The organism is Flavobacterium degerlachei (genome assembly GCF_900106645.1).
GTDB classification, from domain to species: Bacteria; Bacteroidota; Bacteroidia; order Flavobacteriales; family Flavobacteriaceae; genus Flavobacterium; species Flavobacterium degerlachei.
Genome location: NZ_FNMV01000010.1, coordinates 87,212 through 111,020 on the forward strand (window position 1 = coordinate 87,212; position 23,809 = coordinate 111,020).

Consider the following 23,809-nt stretch of genomic DNA (forward strand, 5'->3'; position numbering starts at 1 on the left):
ATATCATCAAAGATAAAGGACTTATCTGGAGTTCGTTTTATATTGTTTTATGAAAAACTTTCATGATTCCCACATTTGTTAATGTTGCTATTCGTTTGAGCACAAAAAAACGCTGTAAGTCAAATGACGAACAGCGTTTTTTTTAAGTTTCTAAAACTACTTGTTATCTATTGTGGTATCGTAACAGTATTCATTTGTAGAGTGACTGCAGTTTGTGCCATCATTCTTCCGTTTATTGAAGCGCCTGTTTTTAAATTAATACCAGTTTGGCTTAATATATTCCCTTCAAAATGACTGGATGTATCAAGCGTAACTGCTCCAGATGTTTGCCAAAAAATATTTTTGGCTTGTGCTCCTCCAGCTAAAGTTATTTTAACTGCAGAACTCATATTAAGGTTTCCTGCAACCTGGAAAATCCAAACATCCGTAGGGCTACCTGAAATAGTAATGTCTGTAGGGATATTTAATGTACTTGTCCATTTATATAAACCTGGCGTAAGTGTTTTTCCACCGATGCTTCCAGCTCCTAAGTTTAGGAAATCTGGGTTAACACGTCCTGCGGCATTTGTGTAGGCTATCTGCATATCACCTACGGCAGTAGTTAAACGAGTCGCATCAGTTATTTTGCAGGCAGGTCCTGCAGCATCAACTGAAAATATTGTGCCGGTAACTTCATCACATTTTAAAAGAATAGCGGCTCCTGTAATTGGACTTGCACCAACATCTCCCGTAACAGCAGATTTATATACATCAGTTATTCCTGTCTTTGACAGTATCGCAAAGTTAGCAGCAACTCCAAGGTTCACTGCTTGCAAGGTTTTGCTACTTGACAAATCAGAATTGGGCTGACTAGTTGAAGAATCATTTGAATTTAGAGCTGTTGTTTCGTAAATGGAATTTGCAGCTATTGGTGCGCTTGATTCCGTATCATTACTACAACTCGTCATTAAACCTACTAAAAGCACTGCTAAGACTGGAATTCTTTTTAATATCCTCATAATTTTTTATTTGAAATGTGATTTATTTATCACATTTCAAAGTTGAGGCGTTTATATGCGTAACTATTGTTGTATTGTCCTTTAAAGTTATGACATTGACACTTCTTAGTGTTAATGGTGTTTTTATTCAATAAAAAAGAGCGATTTTTATCTATTGATAAAAATCACTCTTTTTAGCTATCTGATTTCTCAGTATTAAGATAGGCAGAAGTTTACATTCTAGCCATATACCAATTTAATTCTTTTTCGATTCTTTCAAAATGAAAAAAGGCTGTGATATTTTTCTGAAGACGTAAAAAAGCCGTTTCACTTTTTACAACGTAATCAAAAGCTTTGTGGTGCATACAGCTGATAGCTACATCTATTTTGTCTTGAGAGGATAGCATTACAACAGGAATATCAGGATTAAACTCCTTAATTTTATCTAATGTTTCAATGCCATTCATTGCGTTTTTGTCAATGCCATCTAAATGGTAATCGAGAATGATTACATCTGGTTTTTTCCCTAAATTAGCTATGCATAGTTCGCCAGTTGCGTATGTTTCAACTATAAAATCAGTGTGATGTAGAAATTCTATTTCTAATGATTTTAAAAAAACGGCATCATCATCGACTAAAAAGAGTTTTATTTTGTTATCGTTTTTCATTAGTTTGTGTTTTTTATATTATTAAATTCAATTTCTAATTCTTTACAGGCTTGATTACAGATGTTTTCAAGCTGCAGAACTAAATTATTTATTTCGTCCATGTTTTCATGGGCTGTGGCGGAATCTTGTACTTTTTTGGCCATATCTTCAAATTCTGAGCTTAATCCCATTATTGAAAAGGAAGGGATCATCTTATGAACGGATGATTTTAGTAAGGCCCAATCTTTATTTTGCAAACTTTGTCTCATTGCATTTATTAATGGAGGTGTCTGCTGTAAATATGCAGCTATCATTTCCATCATTAATTTTGGATTTGATTTCGTTCTAACGGACAAGTACTCTAAGTCGATACATTTTTGCTTTTTCGGCATATCTTTTCTTTTATGTTGAGCTGATTTTATAATGGAAGTCTTTCTAACTGTGCTTACGATTTTACTATACAATAGTCGTTCATCAACTGGTTTTGCAATATAATCGTTCATGCCAACGGCCTTACACTTTGCTAAGTCAACCGTTGTTACATCAGCCGTTAAAGCAATAATAGGAATCTGCGAATTTAAGGTTTTTCTAATATATTCAGTAGTTTCAAATCCATTCATTACCGGCATTTGTAAATCCATCAAAATGACATCATATTCTTTTTCTTTTAGCTTTTCAATAGCTATTTTTCCATTCTCAGCAATATCACGTTCAAACCCAAAATCATCCAAAAGCGTTTTCATCAACAACTGATTTAAGGCAATGTCTTCAACAACTAAAACTTTGATGTTGTTTATATCAGAGTCCAATTCAAGAATTTCTGTATCTAATTCCGCATCAAGATTTGTTTTTTGAAAGTTCAACCTAAAACTAAATGTAGTTCCCACACCAACTTCACTTTCAACATTGATAGTACCTCCTTGAGGCTCTACTAATTGTTTTACAATTGCCAGTCCCAATCCAGTACCGCCATAAATTCTAGAAGTTCCACTGGAAGCTTGTTGAAAATTATCAAATATTCTAGCTATTTTCTCTTTTGGAACGCCAATACCAGTATCTGTAATAGCAAATTCTACGGTTGTATTTTCATTGTCCTCATCTATCAAACGTACACTAACGGTAATTTTCCCTTTAGAGGTAAATTTAACTGCATTACTTACTAAGTTTAAAATGATTTGGTGCAAACGAACAGGATCTCCTACTATAACTGCAGGAATATTCGGGTCGTATTCTGTTATTAATTTTAAATTTTTCTCTTGTATTTTTGTCTCAAACAAATGAAGCATCGACATAATAGAAGATTTTAGTTTGAAAGGTATTTTTTCAAAAGTCATCTTCCCAGCATCTACTTTTGCTAAATCAAGAATGTCATTAATCAGCACAATTAGAGCATCACCACTCATTTTTATAGCGCTTAAATATTCTTTTTGTTTATCTGTTAAATCTGTTTTTAATACCACTTTTGTAAAACCAATAATGGCATTCATAGGAGTTCTTATTTCATGACTCATATTTGACAAGAATTGCTGTTTTGCTTTAACGGCATTTTCAGCAATTAGAGCTGCATACTCAGCATTTCTTTTTTCCTCTTCTGCAATCCCTGTAGCTAACTCGGCAAATACTTTTGCTTCGATTAGCTCTGTCTCAATCATTTTTTGATCTGTAATATCTCTGGCTACAACAACAACACCAAGCACATTTCCATGTTCGTCTTTATAAACTGATCCATTAAATAAAACATCTGTCAATTTACCGTCCTTATGTCTTAAGGTTAGAGGGGAATCGGCCACTGACCCTTTTGCGAATACTTCTTGGTATACTTCACGCGCCTTTTGTGGCTCAGTAAAATAGGTAAAGAAATCAGAGTTTAGCAGTTTTTCTCGTTCTAATCCTGTAATTTTTACAGTAGCCTCATTCATGTCGGTGATTTTCCCTTCAATACTGATTGTGACTAATGGATCACGGCTAGCCTCTATCAAACTCAAGGAATATTGTGATGCTAATTTTGCAGATTTACTAAGAGACTCAAGTTCTCTATTTACGATTTCTCTTTTTTCTTTTTCTTTGGTCTGAAAGTCAAGTTCGATGTCAGCAATTACTAATTCAGCCGCTCTTTTCTCTTTTTCTCCAGTTTGAAATATAAGTTCTTCGTTGGCTACATATAATTCTGCAGCCCTTTTTTCTTTTTCGTTATTTAGAAACAAGAGTTCTTCATTAGCAATTACTAATTCAGCAGCTCTTTTTTCTTTGACTGTATTCTGAAAAGCAAGCTCGTGATTTGCGATAACCAACTCAGCAGCTCTTTTTTCTTTTTCGTTATTTTGAAAAGCGAGTTCCCTGTTAGCAATTCGTAAATCTAATGCCCATTTTTGCTCAGCAATATCACGGGCTACAATCACAATCCCTAATACGACTCCCTTATCATCTTTATAAATTGATCCATTAAACAATACATCAGTTAATTTTCCTTCTTTATGGCGAATCGTGAGTGGCGAATCTGAAACGGATCCTTTTGCAAATACTTCTTGGTAAACTTCTTGGGCCATTTGTGGCTCAGTGAAATAATCTAAGAAATCTGAACCTATTAGTTTTTCACGTTCTACACCAGTAATCCTAACTGTTGCTTCATTCATACCGGTAATCTTACCGTTTATATTTATGGTTACCAATGGATCTTGGCTAGCTTCTATAAGACTATGGGAGTAATTGGAAAGTAATTTTTGTGAAGCGGTATAAGCTTCTAATTCATCATTTCTAATTTTTAGGTTTTTTACAATAACAAAAACTAGAGTAAAAATTACAAAAATCAATATTAAGAGTATGAAGAATAATATTTCCGCATTTTGGATATTATTTTCATTTTCAACTTTCCTTTGTTTTAGAGAATTATACTCATCATAGTTAATTTCTGAAATTATATCCTTTATTTCGTCAGTAATAATTTTACCACTCTTAAGAATAGCTGTTTTTTCACTCTCTTGTAATAAATTTTCATTCCGGTCATCTATCAGTTTTCTAATTAGAACTAATTTTTCGGCTGTTTTTATTTTTAAGGAAGCAACCTGCTCAGCTTGCTCAGGGTTGTTTTTGGTAAGAACTGACAATGAAGCTAAGTTCTTATTCATAGCCAGTACAGCATTGTTGAAAGTTTCTAAGAAAAGGTTGTTTTCCGAGATGATATAACCCCTTGTACCTGTTTCAATATCAAGAATATCCAAAAGAACATTGTCGTTTTTACGTAATATTTCTTGTGCTAGCTCCGCAGAATCGCTGGTTGATTTTACTTTTAAGTTATTGTAATAAAAAATCGCCAAAACACATGCCAATATAATAGCAACGAGAATATAGTAAAGTTGAAATTTTTTTTCTGAGATTAATTTCATGATAGATAGAGAACTTTAATTCTCGTTATTTCTGTTGATGTTATTTTCGATTCCTATTTCTTCAATAGGACATCTTCTTTTGTCTTTCATGTTTTTGAAGTGGGAGGGAGACAGGCCAGTAACTTTTTTAAACTGACTTGACAAATGTGCTACGCTACTGTATCCCATTTTCCACGCTATTTCAGTGATATTGTGTTCCCCGTAAATAATTAACTCCTTTACTCGTTCTGTTTTATGAGAAATGATAAACCGTTCGATTGTAGTTCCTTGAACTTCAGAAAATAAATTGGATAAATAGGTATAATCGTGATTTAGCTTTTCACTTAAATGAATGGAAAAATTTACTTTGATTACTTCATCAGAATGATGAACCATTTCAATAATTACATTTTTAATCTTTTCAATAAGCATGGATTTTTTATCATCCATTAGCTCAAAACCTGAGTTTAGAAGTCCAGCTTTAAGCTCTTGTCGCTGGTCTAGAGTGATGTTTTCCATGACATCAACTTCTCCTAAATCAACAACAATAAAATGCAATCCGAGTTTTTTTAACTCTTCTTTCACTGCCATTTTGCAGCGATTGCTTACCATGTATTTAATATATAATTTCAAATTATTTCTTTTTAAATAGATTATGTAAAAGTTGTGCTATTTTCATTAGTATGGCTTATATAATAGGAGATAAAACTTGTATAATTTACAGTTTCAAAAATATGCCAATTAAATTTATTTAGTTGTAAAAAAGTTAATTGGCAGCTTTTTAGAACTTAGAATCAATTTTTTAATAATTTAGCTTAGTAAATTTATGATGTAATGTTAGTCATTTTAGGTATAAGTGTCCAAGGGATGTGTATGATAAGAAATAGGAATGTAATTGATACGAATATCAATGCTTTCCTAGATATTATAGTCTTATAATCAACGATTTACTTATTATCATAAGTATCAACCCAGTCCATTGTTTTTATCGAAGAAAGCTTGTTTTCATCATTCATAAATAAACGAAGTTCCTTATTAGCTACTTTTTTAGTGTACAACGCCTTATAGCGAAAAATGGTTGTTTTATCATCATTGTTTTTAAAGACTTCAATTAATTGAAGGTCTATAAATGTGCCATATCGTTGTCTGTAAATACCACATGTTTTAGATAATTTCTTCTCTGTAATGTTGTTGATTACTGATGCTGTGGCTTCGCTATTGTTATAAGGTTTGAATTTTGATGTATTACAGGTCATCAACATTCTTTTTCCAAGTTCGTAGGCCTTATTTTTTAGGTTGTAATTAACCGCTGAAAGGGCTAATTTTTCTACTCTTGGCACTGCAGGTTCGATTACCTCTATTTTTTTTGCTTTACATCCCGCAAGGATTATTATAGCTAATATCAATACTACTTTTTTCATTTTTTTATGCTGTTATTTTTAATAATAGGTTAGGATCTGGACAGTTTTCTAAATAAAAGGGTAATTCTTTTTTGCTACAGACACCAGGATAATCGCCAAATTTTTCCGCAATGTTTTTTATGATTTGAAAATGTAAATGCGGTGAGTAATCGCCATTAACCGCTGCATTACCTAAAGTTGCAAATTGCTCTCCCTTTTTGAACACAGTTCCAATTTCGAGATCTTTTAAACTATCTAACGATAAGTGGCCGTAAAGTGTATAAAAAATTTGGTTTTCGAGTTGATGCTCTAAAATTATGGTGGGACCATAATCTCCAAAACCTGCATTGAAATTAAAACTATGTACTTTTCCATCAAGAGCTGATAGTACCGGAGTTCTGGCTTTTATCCATAAGTCTAAACCAATATGTATATTTCGTTCCTCTGTTTTCTCATCCTTAAAAACAGTACTACGTTGATAGAGATTTCTTTGTTCATTGTAGCCTCCAAAAGCTACTTTGGCATCATTTAAAGTCAAATGTTTCTCAATAAATTCTTCAAAGCTTACCGCACATTTAATATCAAATTTTGATAATTCAGGGTTGAAAGCTGATAAGTCAAGCGGAATATATTCGTTATAGTCTATCGATCGATCTATTACTTTAACGTCTTGGGTATTTCTCAAGAGTGTTTCTAAACTAGTCATCAAGGGATTGTTTTTTATTGGAATCTAAAATAAAAAAATAAAGCCAACATAAAAACTTATGTTGGCTTTATAACTTTTAATTAAGAAAAATGGTCTTATTTCTTAACTTCAACTTGTGCATCACCTCCACCAACGTTTACATTGGTTTCATTTGATCCGTTTTTAGTGCTAACATCCACACCATCATTACCAACACTTATTGAAGTACCATCAGCTTCCTCTTCAACTTCTGGAGCTGGAGCATTTACTTCAATAGTAGTTTCGCTTGGTTGTGGAGCTTCTTCTTTCTTTTTACAGGAAACAATAGCTAAGATTGAAAGCATTCCTATTAACATTGATATTTTTTTCATATTTGTTATATTAAATTATACATTAATTAGCTGACAAGATACTATTTTTATTAATACAAAAAAAAATCCCAAGCTTTTTAAGGATGGGATTTTACTTTATTGAAAAGTTTTTTAATACAAACTTGGAAATTGCGAAGGATTAACTTCATTCATCATAGTGTATACTTTTTCAAATATGTCTTCGATTGACGGTTTCGAGAAGTAATCTCCATCCGTTCCATAAGAAGGTCTATGTGCTTTAGCAGTCAAAGTTTGTGGTTTGCTGTCCAAATAATTATATCCATCTTGTTGCTCAACTATTTGTTGTAAAATATAAGCCGATGCTCCACCAGGTACATCCTCATCTATTACTAACAGACGATTGGTCTTAGTGATACTTTTTACAAGATCATGGTTGATGTCAAAAGGGAGTAAAGATTGAATATCAATCACCTCACAGTCGATACCAACTTCCTGTAGCTCTTTTGCCGCTTGTTCTACCAATCTTAAAGTCGAACCGTAAGAAACTAAAGTGATGTCAGTCCCTGTTTTTATGGTTTCCACAACTCCAATAGGTGTTTTGAATTCACCGTAATTCAAGGGCATTTTTTCTTTCAATCGGTAACCGTTCAAGCATTCGATTACTAACGCTGGTTCGTCACATTCTAATAGAGAATTGTAAAAACCTGCTGCTTTGGTCATATTTCTTGGAACTAAAACATGAATACCTCTTACGGCATTTATGATCATTCCCATCGGAGATCCAGAGTGCCATATGCCTTCTAATCGATGTCCTCTTGTACGTATGATTAGCGGTGCTTTTTGCTTTCCGCCTGTTCTGTATTGTAAGGTTGCTAAATCGTCGCTGATAATCTGAATAGCGTACAATAAATAATCCAAGTATTGAATTTCGGCGATAGGGCGTAAGCCTCTTAATGCCATTCCAATTCCTTGACCTAAAATAGTTGCTTCGCGAATACCTACATCGGCAACACGTAGCTCACCGTATTTTTCCTGCATTCCTTCTAAACCTTGGTTTACATCACCAATGTTTCCTGAATCTTCACCAAATATTAATGCTTCAGGATATTTTGTGAAAATAGCATCAAAATTATCCCTTAGAATCATTCTACCGTCCGTATCTTCTTTGGCATTTTCTGGATAAGTAGGTAAAACTTGATCTACAGAAAACACATTCATATCAGAATCCGAATATAAATGGCTACTAAATTTTTCTTGGCCAATCTCTGTATATGATTTAATCCAATTTGACAATTCGACTTTACCAGTTTCATTTAGGACAAGACGCAAGGTTTTACGTGCAGCAACAAGGATTTCCTTTCTTAATGGGTCTTTTATGCCGTTTAAGGTGGTAGCAATTTTCTTGATTTTATCTTTGTTGGCGCTTGAATTAGCAACTTTTTCTAACAAAGTAACTAGCTCTTTTTTATCAGCAACAATTGGGTCAATAAATTCGCTCCATGCTGCTTTTTTCCCTTCAAGAACTTCTTTTTTAGCAGTTGCATCAATTTCAGCAATTTCTTCTGAAGATGCAATGTTAATTGCAATCATCCATAGCCTCATCTGTCTGATACAGTCATAATCTCTTTCCCATGCAAGGCGATCTGCATCTTTATACCTTTCATGCGAACCTGAACTTGAATGCCCTTGTGGTTGCGTTAGTTCATCAACGTGTATCAGTACGGGAACATGTTTTTCACGAGCAATAGCAGAAGCTTTTTCGTAGGTAGCTATCAAATCAGAATAATCCCAACCTTTTACTTTAAGTATTTCGAAACCATTGGTGTTTTTTTCCTTTTGGTATCCTTTTAAAATTTCAGAAATATTTTCTTTGGTGGTTTGATGTTTTGCATGAACAGAAATTCCATATTCATCATCCCAAACACTTATAATCATAGGTACTTGTAAAACACCAGCTGCATTTATAGTTTCAAAAAACAAACCTTCTGAAGTACTTGCATTTCCAATGGTTCCCCAGGCAACTTCATTTCCATCAATTGAAAATTTAGTTTTATCAGTTAATCCAGAAACTTGTCTGTATATTTTTGATGCTTGCGCAAGTCCCAATAATCGAGGCATTTGTCCAGCTGTTGGAGAAATATCAGCACTTGAATTTTTTTGCTTAGTCAAGTCTTTCCAAGAACCATCTTCATTCAAACTATGGGTGGCAAAATGACCTCCCATTTGTCTACCTGCAGACATTGGTTCTTGTTCAATATTTGTATTACCGTATAATCCGGCAAAAAACTGTTGTACTGTCAATTGACCAATCGCCATCATGAATGTTTGATCGCGATAGTAACCAGAACGGAAGTCACCGTTTTTAAAAAATTTAGCCATAGCTAATTGAGGAACTTCTTTTCCGTCTCCGAAAATTCCAAATTTAGCCTTACCGGTCAACACTTCCCTACGTCCCAATAGACTGCATTCTCGGCTAGTTATAGCGATTTTGTAGTCGTTCAACACTTCGGTTTTAAAATCTTCAAATGTTAATGTAGTATTGCTTTTTTCTTTTATCATAGTTGAAAGGTATAACTTAGTGTTGCAAATTTAATTAAAAACTAGCGATTATCATAATTCATTGAAATAAATATAATTTAATTATTGATAGTCAAACACGGTTAAAGATATTTATTTTTTAATTATTCGTAATTTAATAGTTATTTTATTGTAAATAACTCAATACTAAATCGGTAATTCTTACTATTAAAACCATTTTCGATTAAATAAATTGATTAATATTTTAGGTGATAAAGTGATAACAAACCGTATTTTTTCATTGTAATTTTTCTGACCTATTTCCCAACCGTTTGAGGAATACACAGGAAGGTATAATTCAAAATAGTCAGGAACTAAATTTAAACGGATCCCACTGTCGTATAAAAAACGTGCGCTAAGCTGTTTGTTTTTAATTAAACCTAAATCTCCATATACTTCTATCCAATTCCATATGTTGTATCCACCATTCAAAGTGGTCATCCATTGGTTAGCATATGGGTTGTCTAATTTCGATTTAAAACCACCCTCGGCCACAATCAACTGTTGACTAAAAAAACCACTGCTTTCGGAGCGTCCGTAATAACTATAGTCAAAAAGATAATCAGTAGGGCGGTCTAAGGCGAAACTAAAAAAGTCAGAATTGGTGTTATTATAAAGAAAGCTACCGGCATACAAACGAAGGTTTACCTGACGGTTGTTTTCGAAAAGTTTTCTGTACTCAAATTCCGCTGCCACTTTCCCAAATTTCCCCGAAAATTGAACATCGCCCATAAAGCTCAAATGTCCAGTAATTTCAGTATTGGTATTGAAATATTTTGCATTAAATACGGAATAATTTTGAGCAATATTGTCTGTTACAATTTCACTTTTTTCCCTATTCACTATAACCTGGCGCAAGAGGATTAATTGTTTCCGATTATCTCTAAAGTCACTTTCCCGAAATCTAAACTGAACCATAGGGTTGATTTTTAGATAGGTTGCATCTGGTGCATAATGAAAATAGTTACCCGAAAGGGAATATTTCATGTTGTATAGAGAGCTATTTCTGTAATTCTGATTAACCACAAAAGCCGCTGAACCTGAGAAAGTTTGCGCTTTTGTGGAATACGAAGGGTTAATATCAAAAATAAAAGGTTTGTCTAATATTGTCTTATTATGCAGTCGTAATCCTGGAGACAAACCATCATATAAGTTATAAGTAAGGGTAGGAACATACAATACCTGATTGTAATAGGGATCCTCGAGATCCTTCATAAAAACAAATTTTACAGGACGATTGTTTGGAAAAAAGCCTTTTAAGGATTTCCAATTATTTCTTAAATTGTACTCTGGAACTTCATTTTTATAGTTTAAAACAATTTTGTCGGCATCTTTTCTTTCCAAAGTAAAGATGCTGTCTTTTACTGCTGGATCTACCCATTTTTTAAATACGATTTCACCATTCTTAATTCCATAAATAGGAACAGGGACTATGACATTTGTCTTATTTTTAAGTGAAAAAGAAACGGAATCTTTCGTTTTGGACACCTCCGAAAATTTAAAATCAATTATGTCTCTTGAATTGATAACGGTGTTGAAAAACCAATTGATATCCTTATTGGTGTTTGATTTTAATACAGATTCAAAATCTACTGCTGAAAGCTGATTATCTTTGTTATTTAAATAGAATTGGCGCATACTATTGATTACAACATGGTCTCCAAGATAATTGTCGAGATATCTCAAGCTTAATCCTGCACGATATTTACTGGCAATCTGTTCATTAAACTTTATAAGAGAATTTTTGGGAGCACCAAGTGGCTGGTCTAAATTCTTTCGAGCCATTAACATATAAAAATAGCTGTATTGCTCGTTGAAGTCCAAATTGGTTAAATTATAACTTTTCAATAACTTAAAAGAGGAAGCGCTCCCCAGCATTTTAGTATTCGGATGATTTTCTTCTATATATTTCATCATCGCAAAGACTTGAATACCATCATAGATCCAAGCATCTTTCCTATTGTCTAAGCGTAGGCTGTTTTTTAGGTAAGTATGTAAATACGTTTTAAGGAATTTAATTTCATAAGTGAATTCATCCGAAAAAGGACTGATGAAAGAGGGCAATTGATTTAAGCCATAAAAAGGATTTCGTTCATAATCAGCCTGGGAAATGACAATCTTATCAAATGGATATTTTCCAATTAAATCATTTACAAAATGAACAATGCAATCAATAGCTAAGGCTTGTTGCACGGTACTGATTTTTTCCTCTTTCAAATTGGTGATTACTTCAAGAGGTTTAATGTTGAAGCTGTTAAAACTGGATTTTGGTTCTATAAAAAGACTAAAACTTGTTCGGTTCTTTCCAGACAAGCTGAAGATAGAAAAATCTCCTTTTTGTACGGATCCTGCATTGTTTAAATCAGAGCTTACTTCAAGACCCTTTGAAAGCTTAATATCGATATCAAAATCAGAAACGCCATTGGCAATATCATCCAGATTGTCATTATTGTATTTGATGAATTGATGATTTTCATATCGAGCAGGAGTGAGGAACCATGTTTTTAAGTTCATTCCGCCAATAGCATCATAGCCGTATTTGGTGAATTTGTCACTTGGTATTTTTACAATATAAGTAAGATGTAACTTTAATTTCTGGTGTGGAGCCAGTTTTTCCCTTAATTGAACGGTGATAATATCTGGATTTTTGTCAGTTCTTGCCGAGCTAAGGAATAATTTATTGTCATCAATAATGGTTAAATTAGTAGTGCTACCGCGTTCTTCTTCGTTTGCCAAATGGAAACCACGATAAAACTCATCAGAAAACCTTTTGGCAAGAGGTGAGTTGACATTGGAATAGGCATTATTCCAGTCATTTAAAACTATCGAACTCAAATAATCATCCGACTCATTATAAAAAGTGATTTCCTGTTGAATATTCAATGTATTAGTATCAGAATTCACTTCAACGAACATTTGGGAATGATGTTGAGCATATTGCTTTATTGATGCCAATAAAAACAGAACACAAAATATAAGTCTATAAAATGGTTTCAATTGTAGGTTCAAATTTAGTACTGCACTAATTTACATTTATTTGGTCAAAAACACCAAAAAACAGTAGTTAAATTAGTAAAAAAAAAAGCCGTTTAAAAAACGGCTTTACTTTTAAAAATTGGGTTTTAAATTGTATTTCTTATAGAAATTATCCAAAACATCTACGACTTCATCTTCGGTGTCTACAATTTTAATTAGTTTCAAATCGTCTGGACTTACCGTTTGTTCTCCTTCTATCAATACTGTCTTTACCCAGTCAATCAATCCTGACCAAAAGCTTCTTCCTACTAATATAATAGGGAATCGTGCTATTTTCTTTGTTTGTATCAAGGTCATTGCCTCAAACAATTCATCCATAGTTCCAAAACCACCTGGCATTACTACAAAACCTTGTGAGTATTTTACAAACATTACTTTTCGAACAAAGAAATAATCAAAATTCAAGTTTTTGTCCCCATCAATATAAGGGTTAAAATGCTGCTCAAATGGTAAAACGATGTTTAAACCCACAGAAGTTCCACCACCTAGATGTGCACCCTTGTTACCGGCTTCCATGATTCCAGGTCCTCCACCAGTAATCACACCATAACCAGCTTTACTGATTTTATATGCAATACTTTCAGCAAGTTTATAATATCTATCCTCTGGTTTTGTTCGTGCTGATCCAAAAATCGATACACATGGACCTATTCGCCCCATATTTTCATAACCATTTACAAATTCGGCCATAATTTTAAAAATCGCCCAACTGTCATTGGTACGTATCTCATTCCAAGTTTTTTGTTTTAATCGATCTTGGATTATTTTATCCTCATCATTATCGAAATCTTCTAATCTCATATTTTGTGTCTTTTAACTATTATATTTTTGGAGCTTTTTCCTGCTGTCCGCTATATCTTTTACTTGTTGAAAAGAACAAGTAAAAGGATACCGCTACCATCAGGGCTAAGGATCCAGAATACTAAAGTAATTCTTTTTTCAAAAACTGTGCTGTATAGCTTTTCTTATTTTTAATTATTTCTTCTGGAGTACCCTTGGCAACTACTTGTCCGCCGCCTTTTCCTCCTTCGGGACCAATGTCTATAATATAATCAGCTAGTTTAATCACGTCCATATTATGTTCGATAATTAATATCGTATTCCCTTTATCTACCAGTCTATTGATGACGCCCATTAAGACTCTAATATCCTCAAAATGCAAACCGGTTGTAGGTTCGTCAAGTATATAAAAAGTGTTTCCTGTGTCTCTTTTTGATAATTCGCCAGCTAATTTAATTCGCTGTGCCTCACCACCAGAAAGGGTTGTGCTTTGCTGACCTAATGTGATGTATCCTAAACCAACATCTTGTATGGTTTTTACTTTGCGGTATATCTTTGGTATCATTTCAAAAAATGGAACCGCTTCATCCACAGTCATATTCAGTACATCTGAAATTGATTTTCCTTTGAATCGAATTTCTAAAGTTTCCCTGTTAAAACGTTTCCCTTGACAGGTTTCACATTCGACATAAACATCTGGTAAAAAGTTCATTTCAATTGTGCGTACACCTGATCCTTGACAAGTTTCGCAGCGTCCGCCTTTTACATTAAAGCTAAAACGTCCCGCTTTGTAACCCCTAATCATACTTTCTGAAGTCTTGGTAAACAAATTCCTGATTTCAGTAAATACCTCAGTATATGTCGCCGGATTAGAACGCGGTGTGCGCCCAATAGGGCTTTGATCTATATTAATCACTTTATCGATAAGGTCTAAACCTTCTATTTTTTTGTAAGGCTGTGGTTTTTTTACGCCATTAAAGTAATAAGCGTTCAAAATAGGGTAGAGGGTTCCATTTATCAAAGTCGATTTACCGCTACCTGAAACTCCCGTTACGCAAATCATTTTTCCTAAAGGCAATTCAATGGATACATTTTTCAGGTTATTCCCTGTCGCACCAGTTAGTTTCATGAATTTACCATTACCTTCACGGCGTTTTTCAGGAATTTCGAGTTTCATCGTCCCATTTAAATATTGAGCAGTAATGGTATTTGATTTTAGGGTTTCGGCAGGAGTTCCTTTGCTGATAATTTCACCACCAAATTTTCCCGCTTTAGGACCTATGTCAATCACATAATCGGCACGTTCAATCATGTCCTTATCATGCTCAACCACAATAACTGAATTCCCAATATCACGTAATTGCTCTAAAGAATGTATTAATTTATCGTTGTCTCTTTGGTGTAAACCAATGCTTGGTTCATCAAGAATATAAAGTACTCCAACTAATTGAGATCCAATTTGCGTGGCTAATCTAATGCGTTGAGCCTCTCCACCAGAAAGGGATTTTGAACTTCGGCTTAATGATAGATATTCCAATCCTACATTCATCAAAAAGTTCAATCGGTCGTTTATTTCTTTGATGACTTCAGTTGCTATGCGCTTTTGTTTATCAGACAAATGACTGTCCAAATCTAGGAACCAAGCCGTCAAATCAGAAATATCCATGCTGCATAATTCCGAAATGTTTTGTTCGTTGATTTTGAAAAATAGTGCTTCTTTTTTCAATCTGGAACCATCGCAAACCGGGCAATTTATCTCGTCCATAAACTCCTTAGCCCAGCGTTTGATTGTGGTAGAACCGCTTTCATCATGTTGGTTTTTTATGAAATGGGAGATTCCTTCAAAATCAATTTTATAATCGCGAGCGACTCCTAAATCTTTAGAGTTGATTGTGAATTTTTCCTTTCCGCCATTCAAAATCATTTCCATGGCTTCCTCTGGAATTTTCTCGATAGCATCGGTAAGTTTGAACCCATATTTTTCACCAATGATTTCCAATTGCTTGAAAATCCAAGAAGATTTATATTCGCCCAAAGGCGCAAAACCACCGTTTTTGATTGACAATTTGGGATTTGGGATAATCTTTTTAGTATTGATTTCGTTTACCGTTCCTAGTCCGTTACAATGGTCACAAGCTCCTTTTGGGGAGTTAAAAGAAAATAAATTTGGTTCTGGATTTTGGTAGGAAATTCCAGTTGTGGGGCACATAAGATTTCTACTAAAATAGCGCACTTCATTCGAATCCTGATCTAAAACCATTAATACATTTTCACCATGATGCATTGCCGTATTGATGCTTTCGCTCAAACGTTTTTCATTGTCGGGAGTAGCTTCAATAACCATTCTATCAACGACAATCTCAATATCATGCGTTTTATAACGATCCAGTTTCATTCCAGTCGTGATGTCTCGTACTTCGCCATTCACACGAACTTTCAAGAAACCTTGTTTGGCGATTTGCTGGAACAACTCCCCGTAATGTCCTTTTCTAGCTCTAATTACTGGAGCAAGGATATTTATTCGCTTTCCAGTGAAATCATCAATAATCAGGTCTTTGATTTGTTCATCAGAGTAGCTGACCATTTTCTCGCCCGTATTGTAACTGTAAGCGTCAGCAGCACGTGCATAAAGTAATCTTAGGAAATCATATATTTCAGTAATGGTTCCCACTGTGGAGCGGGGACTTTTGCTGGTTGTTTTTTGTTCAATCGCGATAACGGGTGATAGTCCATCTATTTTATCCACATCTGGACGCTCTAAGCCTCCAAGAAACTGTCTGGCATAAGCCGAAAATGTTTCCACATAACGGCGTTGTCCTTCGGCATAAATCGTGTCGAAAGCTAGGGATGATTTACCAGAACCTGAAAGACCAGTAATAACTACCAGTTTTTCACGAGGAATGGATATATCTATATTTTTAAGGTTGTGAACACGAGCTCCTTGAACGTCAATAGTATTGTCTTTGTCTAACATAATTTTTGCAAAAAAGCAAAGTTAACCTTTTGGTTTATTCTTTCAATAGAACACTTTAGAAGTTTATGTTAAAATGAGAGATAAAAAACGCCAATCGAAGTTAGCGTTTTCTCTTTCTTGTGCTGATATAGTTCTCAACTGCTTCTCTTGTGGTAAGCCAGTTTCTACCTTCTTTGTAGGCATCAATTTTTCCTTGTCGAGCTAATAAACTGATGTATTCTTGGCCGTAAGGCATATTAGGTTCTTGAACTAAATTTGAAATTTCGATGTATTCTTTATCGTTACCAGGAAGCGCATTAATGTAAATATTAAGCGTACGCTCTAGCGCCTGGCACATCAAAAGAGTAAGTTTTTGATAGTTGCCAGCATTAGCTTGATTGAGTGCTTCATAGTATTTCTTTCTGTCATTTTTTAGAATGATAGCGGGAGGAAAGCCACAACGCATCAATAATAAATTCATTACTAATCTTACGGTACGACCGTTACCATCAAAAAAAGGATGGATCCAAACAAGTTTGTGATGAAAAACAGTCGCTAGTTCAATATCGTTAAGCTGTAACGGATTTGTATTTATGAAATCGATCAATTCATCTAATAAATCCGAAACTTTATTGGCATTTGGTGGGACAAAATTAGCTCCTGAAATACGGACACCGCCATTGCGTAAACGCCCAGCAAAATCTTCTTCGATAGAGCGTAAAACCAGGGCATGTAAAGAAAGAATATCGATGCTTCGTAAAACATATTGATCATTTACTACTGTAAACAAAAAATCAATGGCTTTGTCGTGGTTGTAGGTTTCAAAATGCTCCCGTAATGATTTTCCTTTTATAGTAATTCCCTCTTGAATGACCATTTGTGTTTCTCGTAAAGTCAGTGAGTTTCCTTCAATACTATTAGAGTTATAGGTCCATTCTATAGAAAGACTTTCCTTGATTTTATTCAAAGCGATTGTAGGCAAAGGTCTGCTGGATTGCAAAATTTGCTTTTTTTCATACAATCTGTCAAAGGTTGTTTGAAACTCTTCTCGATAGTTTAGGTCTATGTTCCACATAACCACAAAGATACTATATTATCGGGGAATATTAAAATATAATCTATCCGATATTAACTTACTCTATTGTCATCGATTTCAGTTTGGTACGATAGGCTTCAAGAGCTACAGATTTTGAGATAAAACCAAAATATTTGTCATCCTTGATAACTGGCAGGAATGCCACTTTTGATCGTTCAAACTTATTCATAACCGTTTCCATACTGTTGAATGGGTAGATTATCTCAGTAGGTTCAGCCATTATGTTTTTGACCAAAGTGTACTTTACTCTATATGTATTAAAGATGATTTCTCTAATATTATTGAAATGAACAATACCTAATAAATGCTTGTCTTTGTCCACAACGGCAAAAATAACCTGATTGGAATGGGATATTAAATCGACCAATTTTTCTAGATTTTCATCTGGAGAAAGGGTTAAATAATCCGTTTGAATGATGGAAGTAGTATCTAATGTTGCAAGTACATTGGTATCTTTATTACTTGTAAAAGCATGCCCTTTTTGAGCCAATTCTTTTACGTCCATGGAGTGTTTTTCAAATCGTTTTGAAATGGCAAAACTGATAGATGCGACAATCATTAGCGGAAGCATTAAACTATATCCTCCAGTAATTTCGGCAATAAGGAAAATCGCGGTTAGTGGCGCATGGAATAATCCACTCAAAATACCTGCCATTCCTACTAGGGTGAAATTGCTGACAGGCAAACGCGTAAGTCCAGTTAAATTTATAAATTTTGAAAAGAAATAGCCAACATAAGACCCCATGAATAGAGCGGGGGCAAAGTTTCCTCCATTTCCTCCAGAGCCTAATGTAATTCCAGTTGCGAAAACCTTTAACATCATAGTACAACCCACAAATGCTAAAAGAACCCAGGGGTTATTTCTAAAATCGCTAAAAAGGGTGTTTTCTAATAATTTACCAGGATCACTATCTGATAATACTTTTATACTTTCATAACCTTCACCAAATAAAGTAGGAAAAATGAAAATTAGCACAGCCAAAATTGAAGCTCCTAAAAATGCTTTCTTGTAAGGGTTTAATTTTAATTTATGAAAAAAGTGTTCTGTCCTTTGAAAGTTCCTAGTGTAATAAATGGAAATAAAACCGGTGAATATTCCCAAAAGAATATAAAAAGGTATTTTATGATAATCAAAAACTTGTTGTTGTCTGAAATTTAATAAGATCGTTTCATCTAATACAATTTCAGAAACAAGTGCTCCCGTTGCAGCGGCAATCATAATAGGTGTAAAAGCGGAGATGCTTACATCGACCAATAAAAATTCCACAGCAAACAATACTCCAGCTATTGGAGCGTTAAAAGCAGCAGCAATTCCAGCAGCTACACCACAACCAATAAGTAAAGTCCGGTCTTTATAGCTTAGTTTATATTTTTGGGCATAATTAGATCCAAAAGCTGCTCCGGTAACTACAATTGGACTCTCTAAACCCGCTGAACCTCCAAGACCAACAGTTAGAGAACTGGTGATAATCTGGGCATACATTTGTTTTTTTGGTATGATACTAGCTTTCTTTGCGACACCATATAAAATTTGAGAAGTTCCTTTTTCAATAGAGCCCGCAAGAACTCTTTTAACAACAAAAACGGTAAGTAAAAGTCCCGCAATTGGTAAAACACTGTTTATAAAACTCAGTTTTAAAATTCCATTGATGTAGGTGGCAAATGAAAAAACCCAGTGAGCAAATGTTTTTAAAACAATTACGGCCAATGCTGAAGTGATTCCAACAAGTACGCTAGATAAGAAAATAAATTGCTTTTCTGTCAAAATGGATTGTGACCAAGCTATTATGCTTTCTAATCTATTTCTAATTTTTTTAAACATTTATCTTTTTTTAAAAATGCTAAATTACTATTAATTTAAGCATTACTTAAGTTTTTCAAGGCTTCTTTTTTGCTCAATGGTTTTAAGTTATTAACGGCTACAAAATTTTTTACCGCTTCTGAATTTGTTTTGGCGTATTCACGTAAAGACCATCCAATTGCTTTCTGAATAAAAAATTCTGTTGAATTTTGATGCTTTAGGCAAATCTCTTTCAAAATCTCAAAATCCGTCTTTTCTTTATATCCCAATTGGAATAAAATGGAGCTTCTATTCAACCACATATTATCGGAACTAGAAAACTCAGAAATAGTTACTTCAATAACGTTTGGGAATTCAATTAAATATTGACCTAAAATGTTTTTGGCAATCGTATCAACACTGTCCCACCAAGAATGGGTTGTGATTAATTTTTCAATCAGTTCAATATCTTCAGAATGATATTTCCCGTTGAGTTCTTTAATTAAAATTTCAATCGCACAATAATGAAATTCACGTTGTTTTTTTTCAAATAAAACCACCGCTAGTGCTCTTGCATTTGCGGTGACTTCTATTTCATTTTTTTTCAAAATAGCTTTGAAAAGTTGCCTTCTTTCAGGAGTTTTTATTCCAAAAAAGATAAATTTATTTTTGAGGTATTTTGCCATAGCAAAAGCATTTTCAGCATTGCTGTTTTCTTGAAAAGCATTTTCTAATTCGACAATAAATCCCATAATATTAAAACCCTACTGCTTTGTCATCGCCTCTAAAGTCGGCGCCACCTTCTAGTTTTCCGTTTGGCAGCGCAAGAATAGCATCTACTTTTCCTATTACTGGTGTCGTTTTTTCATTAATCAAATAGCCTTTTGATTTTAAGCTTTCTAATGTTTTAACATCAAAAGCATTGGGCTCAAAAGTAATTAGATCAGGTAACCATTGGTGATGAAAACGAGGTGCATTTACCGCTGCTTGCATGCTTAATTGGTATTCATATACATTCAAAACAGTTTGTAATACTGATGTAATTATGGTAGAACCTCCTGGAGATCCAACAGACATAAAAAACTTTCCGTTTTTTTCTACAATTGTAGGAGTCATTGAACTCAACATTCTCTTTTCGGGTGCAATACTATTTGCTTCATTTCCAACCAATCCAAACATATTAGGTACTCCTGGTTTTGCACTGAAATCATCCATTTCATTATTCAACATAAAGCCCAATTCGTCACAGTAATACTTAGAACCATATCCTGCATTTAAAGTTGTAGTTGCAGAAATAGCATTTCCAAACTGATCTACAATAGAGTAGTGGGTTGTTTCCATGCTTTCGTTATAAACTACTTTACCTTCTTTGATATCAGAAGACAGTGTTGCTTTATTAAAACTGAAAGTGCTCATTCTTCCTTTTAGATAAGTGTCGTCCATCAAGGCTTTCAAAGGAATTTTTACGAAATCAGGATCTCCAAGAAAGTAACTTCTATCCGCATAAGCTCTTCTTTCAGCCTCAACTATAACTTGGATTCCTTGAGCCGAATTGTGACCCATTTTAGCCAAATCAAAAGGTTCAACCATTTTCATGATTTGTGCCAAACAAATTCCTCCGCTACTTGGTGGAGCCATTGAAATAATGTTCAAATCTTTGTATTTAAAAGTAATAGGGTTTCTCCATTTGGCCTCATATTTGGCCAAATCTTCCATAGTAATGATTCCTCCTTTATCTTGTAGATATGCGACTAATTTTTTTGCTGTTTCTCCTTTATAAAATTCATCTCTACCGTTTTTCGAAATTCTTTTTAGAGTATTAGCCAGTGCTGGATATTTAATGATATCATTTTCCTTATAAACTTTAGAAAGTACGGAGTTGGCTCCGTTTATTTTTGTCAGTTCATCACGATAGTCATTTAATCGTTCTTCTTGTTTGTGAGTCACTACAACTCCACGTTCTGCCAATTCGATTACGGGTTTAAGGATTTCAGCTATGGGCAGGGAGCCAAATTTTTTATGAGCTGCAAAAACCCCTGCAATGGTTCCGGGGATTCCTATTGCCAGTGGCGTTTTTGTGCTTTTTCCAGGAATTACATTTCCATCCTTATCAAGATACATATCTTTTGTTGCAGCTAGTGGTGCTTTTTCACGATAATCTAATGTACCAGTATCTCCATTGGCTTTTCTATAGACCATAAATCCGCCACCGCCAATATTTCCTGCGTATGGATAGGCAACAGCGAGAGCTAACTCTGTACCAACCATGGCATCAAAAGCATTCCCACCTTTTTTCATGATGTCAGCGCCAATTTTGGAAGCTTCTTCTCTTGCCGAGACAACCATGGCTTTATTAGCAATAAGGCCTGTAGGTTGAACTGTAGTAGTTTGGGCTTTACAGCCAAAACAAATAGCACATAATAGAATAGTGATTTTTTTCATTTCCAAGGTATTTATAATATTGATTTGAATAGAATTTTTAAGAACATATTTTTAGAAACCAACAGCTTTATTGTCTTCTCTTTTATCGGCTCCGCCTTCTAATTTTCCATTTGATAAGACTAAAATTGCGTCAACTTGACCTACAATTTCTTTACTCGTTTCGTTGACTTTATATCCTTTGTCTTTTACTTTTTCCAATAGTTCTTTGTCAAATGAAGCAGGCTCAAAAGTAATTTCATCTGGCAACCATTGATGATGGAATCGAGGTGCATTTACCGCTTCTTGCATGCTCATATTAAATTCATATACATTTAGAATGGTTTGTAATACTGATGTAATAATAGTAGAGCCACCTGGAGTTCCTAAGACCATGAATAATTTTTTGTCATTTTCAACTATAGTTGGAGTCATAGAACTCAACATTCTTTTGCCTGGAGCAATGCTATTGGCTTCTGTACCAGTAAGTCCATAAAGGTTTGGAACACCCGGTTTAGCACTAAAATCATCCATTTGATTGTTTAGAAAAAAGCCTAGTTCATCACAGTATATTTTAGAACCATAGTTATCATTTAAAGTAGTTGTGGCAGACACAGCATTTCCTTCTGAATCCACAATAGAGTAGTGTGTGGTTTGATTACTTTCATATCCAGGAATTTGTCCTTTACCAATTTCAGAAGATTTTGAGGCTTTATCGAATGAAAAATCACTCATTCGGTTTTTGATGTAAATAGAATCTAATAATTCATTTACAGGAAGTTTTACAAAATCAGGATCTCCCAAGAACGAGTTTCTATCAGCATAAGCTCTTCGTTCTGCTTCTGTAATTACTTGAATTGCTTTCACACTGTTGTGTCCCATTTCGGACAAATCAAAAGGTTCAATCATTTTCATGATTTGGTTCAAACAAATACCTCCACTGCTAGGTGGCGACATAGAAGTGATTGTTAATTCTTTGTATTTAAAAGTGATTGGCGCTCTCCACTTGGCTTCGTAAGCATTCAAATCTTTGACCGTCATATTGCCGCCTTTTTGAGTCAAAAAAGCAATCAGTTTGTGAGCAGTTTCGCCGTTGTAAAATTCATCACGTCCGTTATCAGAAACGCGTTGTAATGTAGCCGCGAGAGCTGGGTATTTAATAGTGTCACCCGCTTTATATACTTGCGAAAACAAACTATTTGGGCCGTTTGTTTTGATGAAAGTAGCTCTGTAATCAGATAAGCTTTTCGCTTGATGTTCAGTCACAACAACTCCTTTTTTTGCCAAAGCTATTACGGGAGCTAGGATTTCTGCGATAGCAAGAGAACCATATTTTTTGTGTACAGCAAATAAACCTGCTAGGGTTCCAGGAACTCCTGATGCAAATGCGGTTGCAGTACTTTTTCCTTCAATCACATTTCCGTCTTTATCCAGAAACATATCTTTGCTTGCAGCTAATGGTGCTTTTTCCCTATAATCAATTGCGCCAGTTTCTCCATTGGCTTTCCTGAAAACCATAAAGCCTCCTCCACCTATGTTTCCCGCTTGAGGATAAGATACTGCCAAAGCCAATTCAGTTGCTACCATGGCATCAAATGCATTTCCGCCTTTTTTTATGATCGCGACACCTATTTCTGAAGCTTCCTCACGTGCCGAAACGACCATCGCTTTATCTGTTAGTAAACCTGTTGGAGCAATTGCTTTTTCATTCGATTTACATCCTATAATACTTAGGCATAGTAGTACTATTATTTTTTTCATGGTTG

16 protein-coding genes are annotated in these 23,809 nt (G+C 34.4%); all 16 read right to left on the bottom strand.

The window, feature by feature from the left end; all coding sequences use genetic code 11:
• Positions 1-167: 167 nt before the first annotated feature.
• On the bottom strand, positions 168-998 hold the full coding sequence (locus BLV91_RS11315) for an ice-binding protein (protein WP_091433286.1): 831 nt from the start codon (positions 996-998) through the stop codon (positions 168-170).
• 212 nt (positions 999-1,210) lie between these two features.
• Positions 1,211-1,645, bottom strand: coding sequence for a response regulator (locus BLV91_RS11320; protein WP_091433289.1), 435 nt, complete (start codon positions 1,643-1,645; stop codon positions 1,211-1,213).
• On the bottom strand, positions 1,645-5,007 hold the full coding sequence (locus tag BLV91_RS11325; RefSeq protein ID WP_091433292.1) for a PAS domain S-box protein: 3,363 nt from the start codon (positions 5,005-5,007) through the stop codon (positions 1,645-1,647). Before BLV91_RS11325 ends, BLV91_RS11320 begins: the two co-directional genes overlap by 1 nt.
• Before the next feature lie 15 nt (positions 5,008-5,022).
• A complete protein-coding gene (locus BLV91_RS11330; RefSeq protein ID WP_091433295.1) occupies positions 5,023-5,598 on the bottom strand; it encodes a helix-turn-helix domain-containing protein in 576 nt (191 codons plus the stop codon).
• Positions 5,599-5,933: 335 nt separating this feature from the next.
• Complete coding sequence (locus BLV91_RS11335; RefSeq protein WP_091433298.1) at positions 5,934-6,407, bottom strand: hypothetical protein; 474 nt, start codon at positions 6,405-6,407, stop codon at positions 5,934-5,936.
• A 4-nt stretch (positions 6,408-6,411) separates the two neighbouring features.
• Positions 6,412-7,092 carry a peptidoglycan DD-metalloendopeptidase family protein gene (locus BLV91_RS11340; protein ID WP_091433301.1) on the bottom strand — a complete coding sequence of 227 codons (681 nt, stop codon included), beginning with the start codon at positions 7,090-7,092 and terminating at the stop codon, positions 6,412-6,414.
• A 95-nt stretch (positions 7,093-7,187) separates the two neighbouring features.
• Positions 7,188-7,442, bottom strand: coding sequence for a hypothetical protein (locus tag BLV91_RS11345; protein ID WP_091433304.1), 255 nt, complete (start codon positions 7,440-7,442; stop codon positions 7,188-7,190).
• Between the two features lie 111 nt (positions 7,443-7,553).
• Complete coding sequence (locus BLV91_RS11350; protein WP_091433307.1) at positions 7,554-9,962, bottom strand: alpha-ketoacid dehydrogenase subunit alpha/beta; 2,409 nt, start codon at positions 9,960-9,962, stop codon at positions 7,554-7,556.
• Between the two features lie 186 nt (positions 9,963-10,148).
• Positions 10,149-12,896 (bottom strand): aminopeptidase, encoded by a 2,748-nt coding sequence (locus BLV91_RS11355; protein ID WP_091433309.1) that lies wholly within the window; start codon positions 12,894-12,896, stop codon positions 10,149-10,151.
• Between the two features lie 192 nt (positions 12,897-13,088).
• Positions 13,089-13,817: an LOG family protein gene (locus tag BLV91_RS11360; RefSeq protein ID WP_091433312.1), complete on the bottom strand. Its 729-nt coding sequence runs from the start codon at positions 13,815-13,817 to the stop codon at positions 13,089-13,091.
• Positions 13,818-13,938: 121 nt separating this feature from the next.
• Entirely contained in the window at positions 13,939-16,770 is a 2,832-nt protein-coding gene (uvrA, locus tag BLV91_RS11365; RefSeq protein ID WP_091433315.1) for an excinuclease ABC subunit UvrA, read from the bottom strand.
• 100 nt (positions 16,771-16,870) lie between these two features.
• The gene (locus BLV91_RS11370; protein ID WP_091433318.1) at positions 16,871-17,824 is read right to left on the bottom strand and encodes a Fic family protein; all 954 of its coding nucleotides are present in this window, start codon (positions 17,822-17,824) and stop codon (positions 16,871-16,873) included.
• Between the two features lie 58 nt (positions 17,825-17,882).
• On the bottom strand, positions 17,883-19,667 hold the full coding sequence (locus tag BLV91_RS11375) for a chloride channel protein (protein ID WP_091433321.1): 1,785 nt from the start codon (positions 19,665-19,667) through the stop codon (positions 17,883-17,885).
• Between the two features lie 35 nt (positions 19,668-19,702).
• Positions 19,703-20,377, bottom strand: coding sequence for a DNA alkylation repair protein (locus tag BLV91_RS11380; RefSeq protein WP_091433325.1), 675 nt, complete (start codon positions 20,375-20,377; stop codon positions 19,703-19,705).
• A 4-nt stretch (positions 20,378-20,381) separates the two neighbouring features.
• Positions 20,382-22,067: a gamma-glutamyltransferase gene (ggt, locus tag BLV91_RS11385; protein ID WP_091433328.1), complete on the bottom strand. Its 1,686-nt coding sequence runs from the start codon at positions 22,065-22,067 to the stop codon at positions 20,382-20,384.
• 51 nt (positions 22,068-22,118) lie between these two features.
• Entirely contained in the window at positions 22,119-23,804 is a 1,686-nt protein-coding gene (gene ggt / locus BLV91_RS11390) for a gamma-glutamyltransferase (RefSeq protein WP_091433472.1), read from the bottom strand.
• Positions 23,805-23,809 lie beyond the last annotated feature (5 nt).

Bases quoted from the DNA above. Each gene is read 5' to 3' on its own strand.
- uvrA (WP_091433315.1), bottom strand. From the start codon at position 16,770: ATGTTAGACAAAGACAATACTATTGACGTTCAAGGAGCTCGTGTTCAC.
- BLV91_RS11340 (WP_091433301.1), bottom strand. From the start codon at position 7,092: ATGACTAGTTTAGAAACACTCTTGAGAAATACCCAAGACGTTAAAGTA.
- BLV91_RS11350 (WP_091433307.1), bottom strand. From the start codon at position 9,962: ATGATAAAAGAAAAAAGCAATACTACATTAACATTTGAAGATTTTAAA.
- ggt (WP_091433328.1), bottom strand. From the start codon at position 22,067: ATGAAAAAAATCACTATTCTATTATGTGCTATTTGTTTTGGCTGTAAA.
- BLV91_RS11330 (WP_091433295.1), bottom strand. From the start codon at position 5,598: ATGGTAAGCAATCGCTGCAAAATGGCAGTGAAAGAAGAGTTAAAAAAA.
- BLV91_RS11345 (WP_091433304.1), bottom strand. From the start codon at position 7,442: ATGAAAAAAATATCAATGTTAATAGGAATGCTTTCAATCTTAGCTATT.
- BLV91_RS11360 (WP_091433312.1), bottom strand. From the start codon at position 13,817: ATGAGATTAGAAGATTTCGATAATGATGAGGATAAAATAATCCAAGAT.
- BLV91_RS11375 (WP_091433321.1), bottom strand. From the start codon at position 19,667: ATGTTTAAAAAAATTAGAAATAGATTAGAAAGCATAATAGCTTGGTCA.
- BLV91_RS11370 (WP_091433318.1), bottom strand. From the start codon at position 17,824: ATGTGGAACATAGACCTAAACTATCGAGAAGAGTTTCAAACAACCTTT.
- BLV91_RS11355 (WP_091433309.1), bottom strand. From the start codon at position 12,896: ATGTTCGTTGAAGTGAATTCTGATACTAATACATTGAATATTCAACAG.
- BLV91_RS11335 (WP_091433298.1), bottom strand. From the start codon at position 6,407: ATGAAAAAAGTAGTATTGATATTAGCTATAATAATCCTTGCGGGATGT.
- BLV91_RS11325 (WP_091433292.1), bottom strand. From the start codon at position 5,007: ATGAAATTAATCTCAGAAAAAAAATTTCAACTTTACTATATTCTCGTT.
- ggt (WP_091433472.1), bottom strand. From the start codon at position 23,804: ATGAAAAAAATAATAGTACTACTATGCCTAAGTATTATAGGATGTAAA.
- BLV91_RS11380 (WP_091433325.1), bottom strand. From the start codon at position 20,377: ATGGGATTTATTGTCGAATTAGAAAATGCTTTTCAAGAAAACAGCAAT.
- BLV91_RS11320 (WP_091433289.1), bottom strand. From the start codon at position 1,645: ATGAAAAACGATAACAAAATAAAACTCTTTTTAGTCGATGATGATGCC.
- BLV91_RS11315 (WP_091433286.1), bottom strand. From the start codon at position 998: ATGAGGATATTAAAAAGAATTCCAGTCTTAGCAGTGCTTTTAGTAGGT.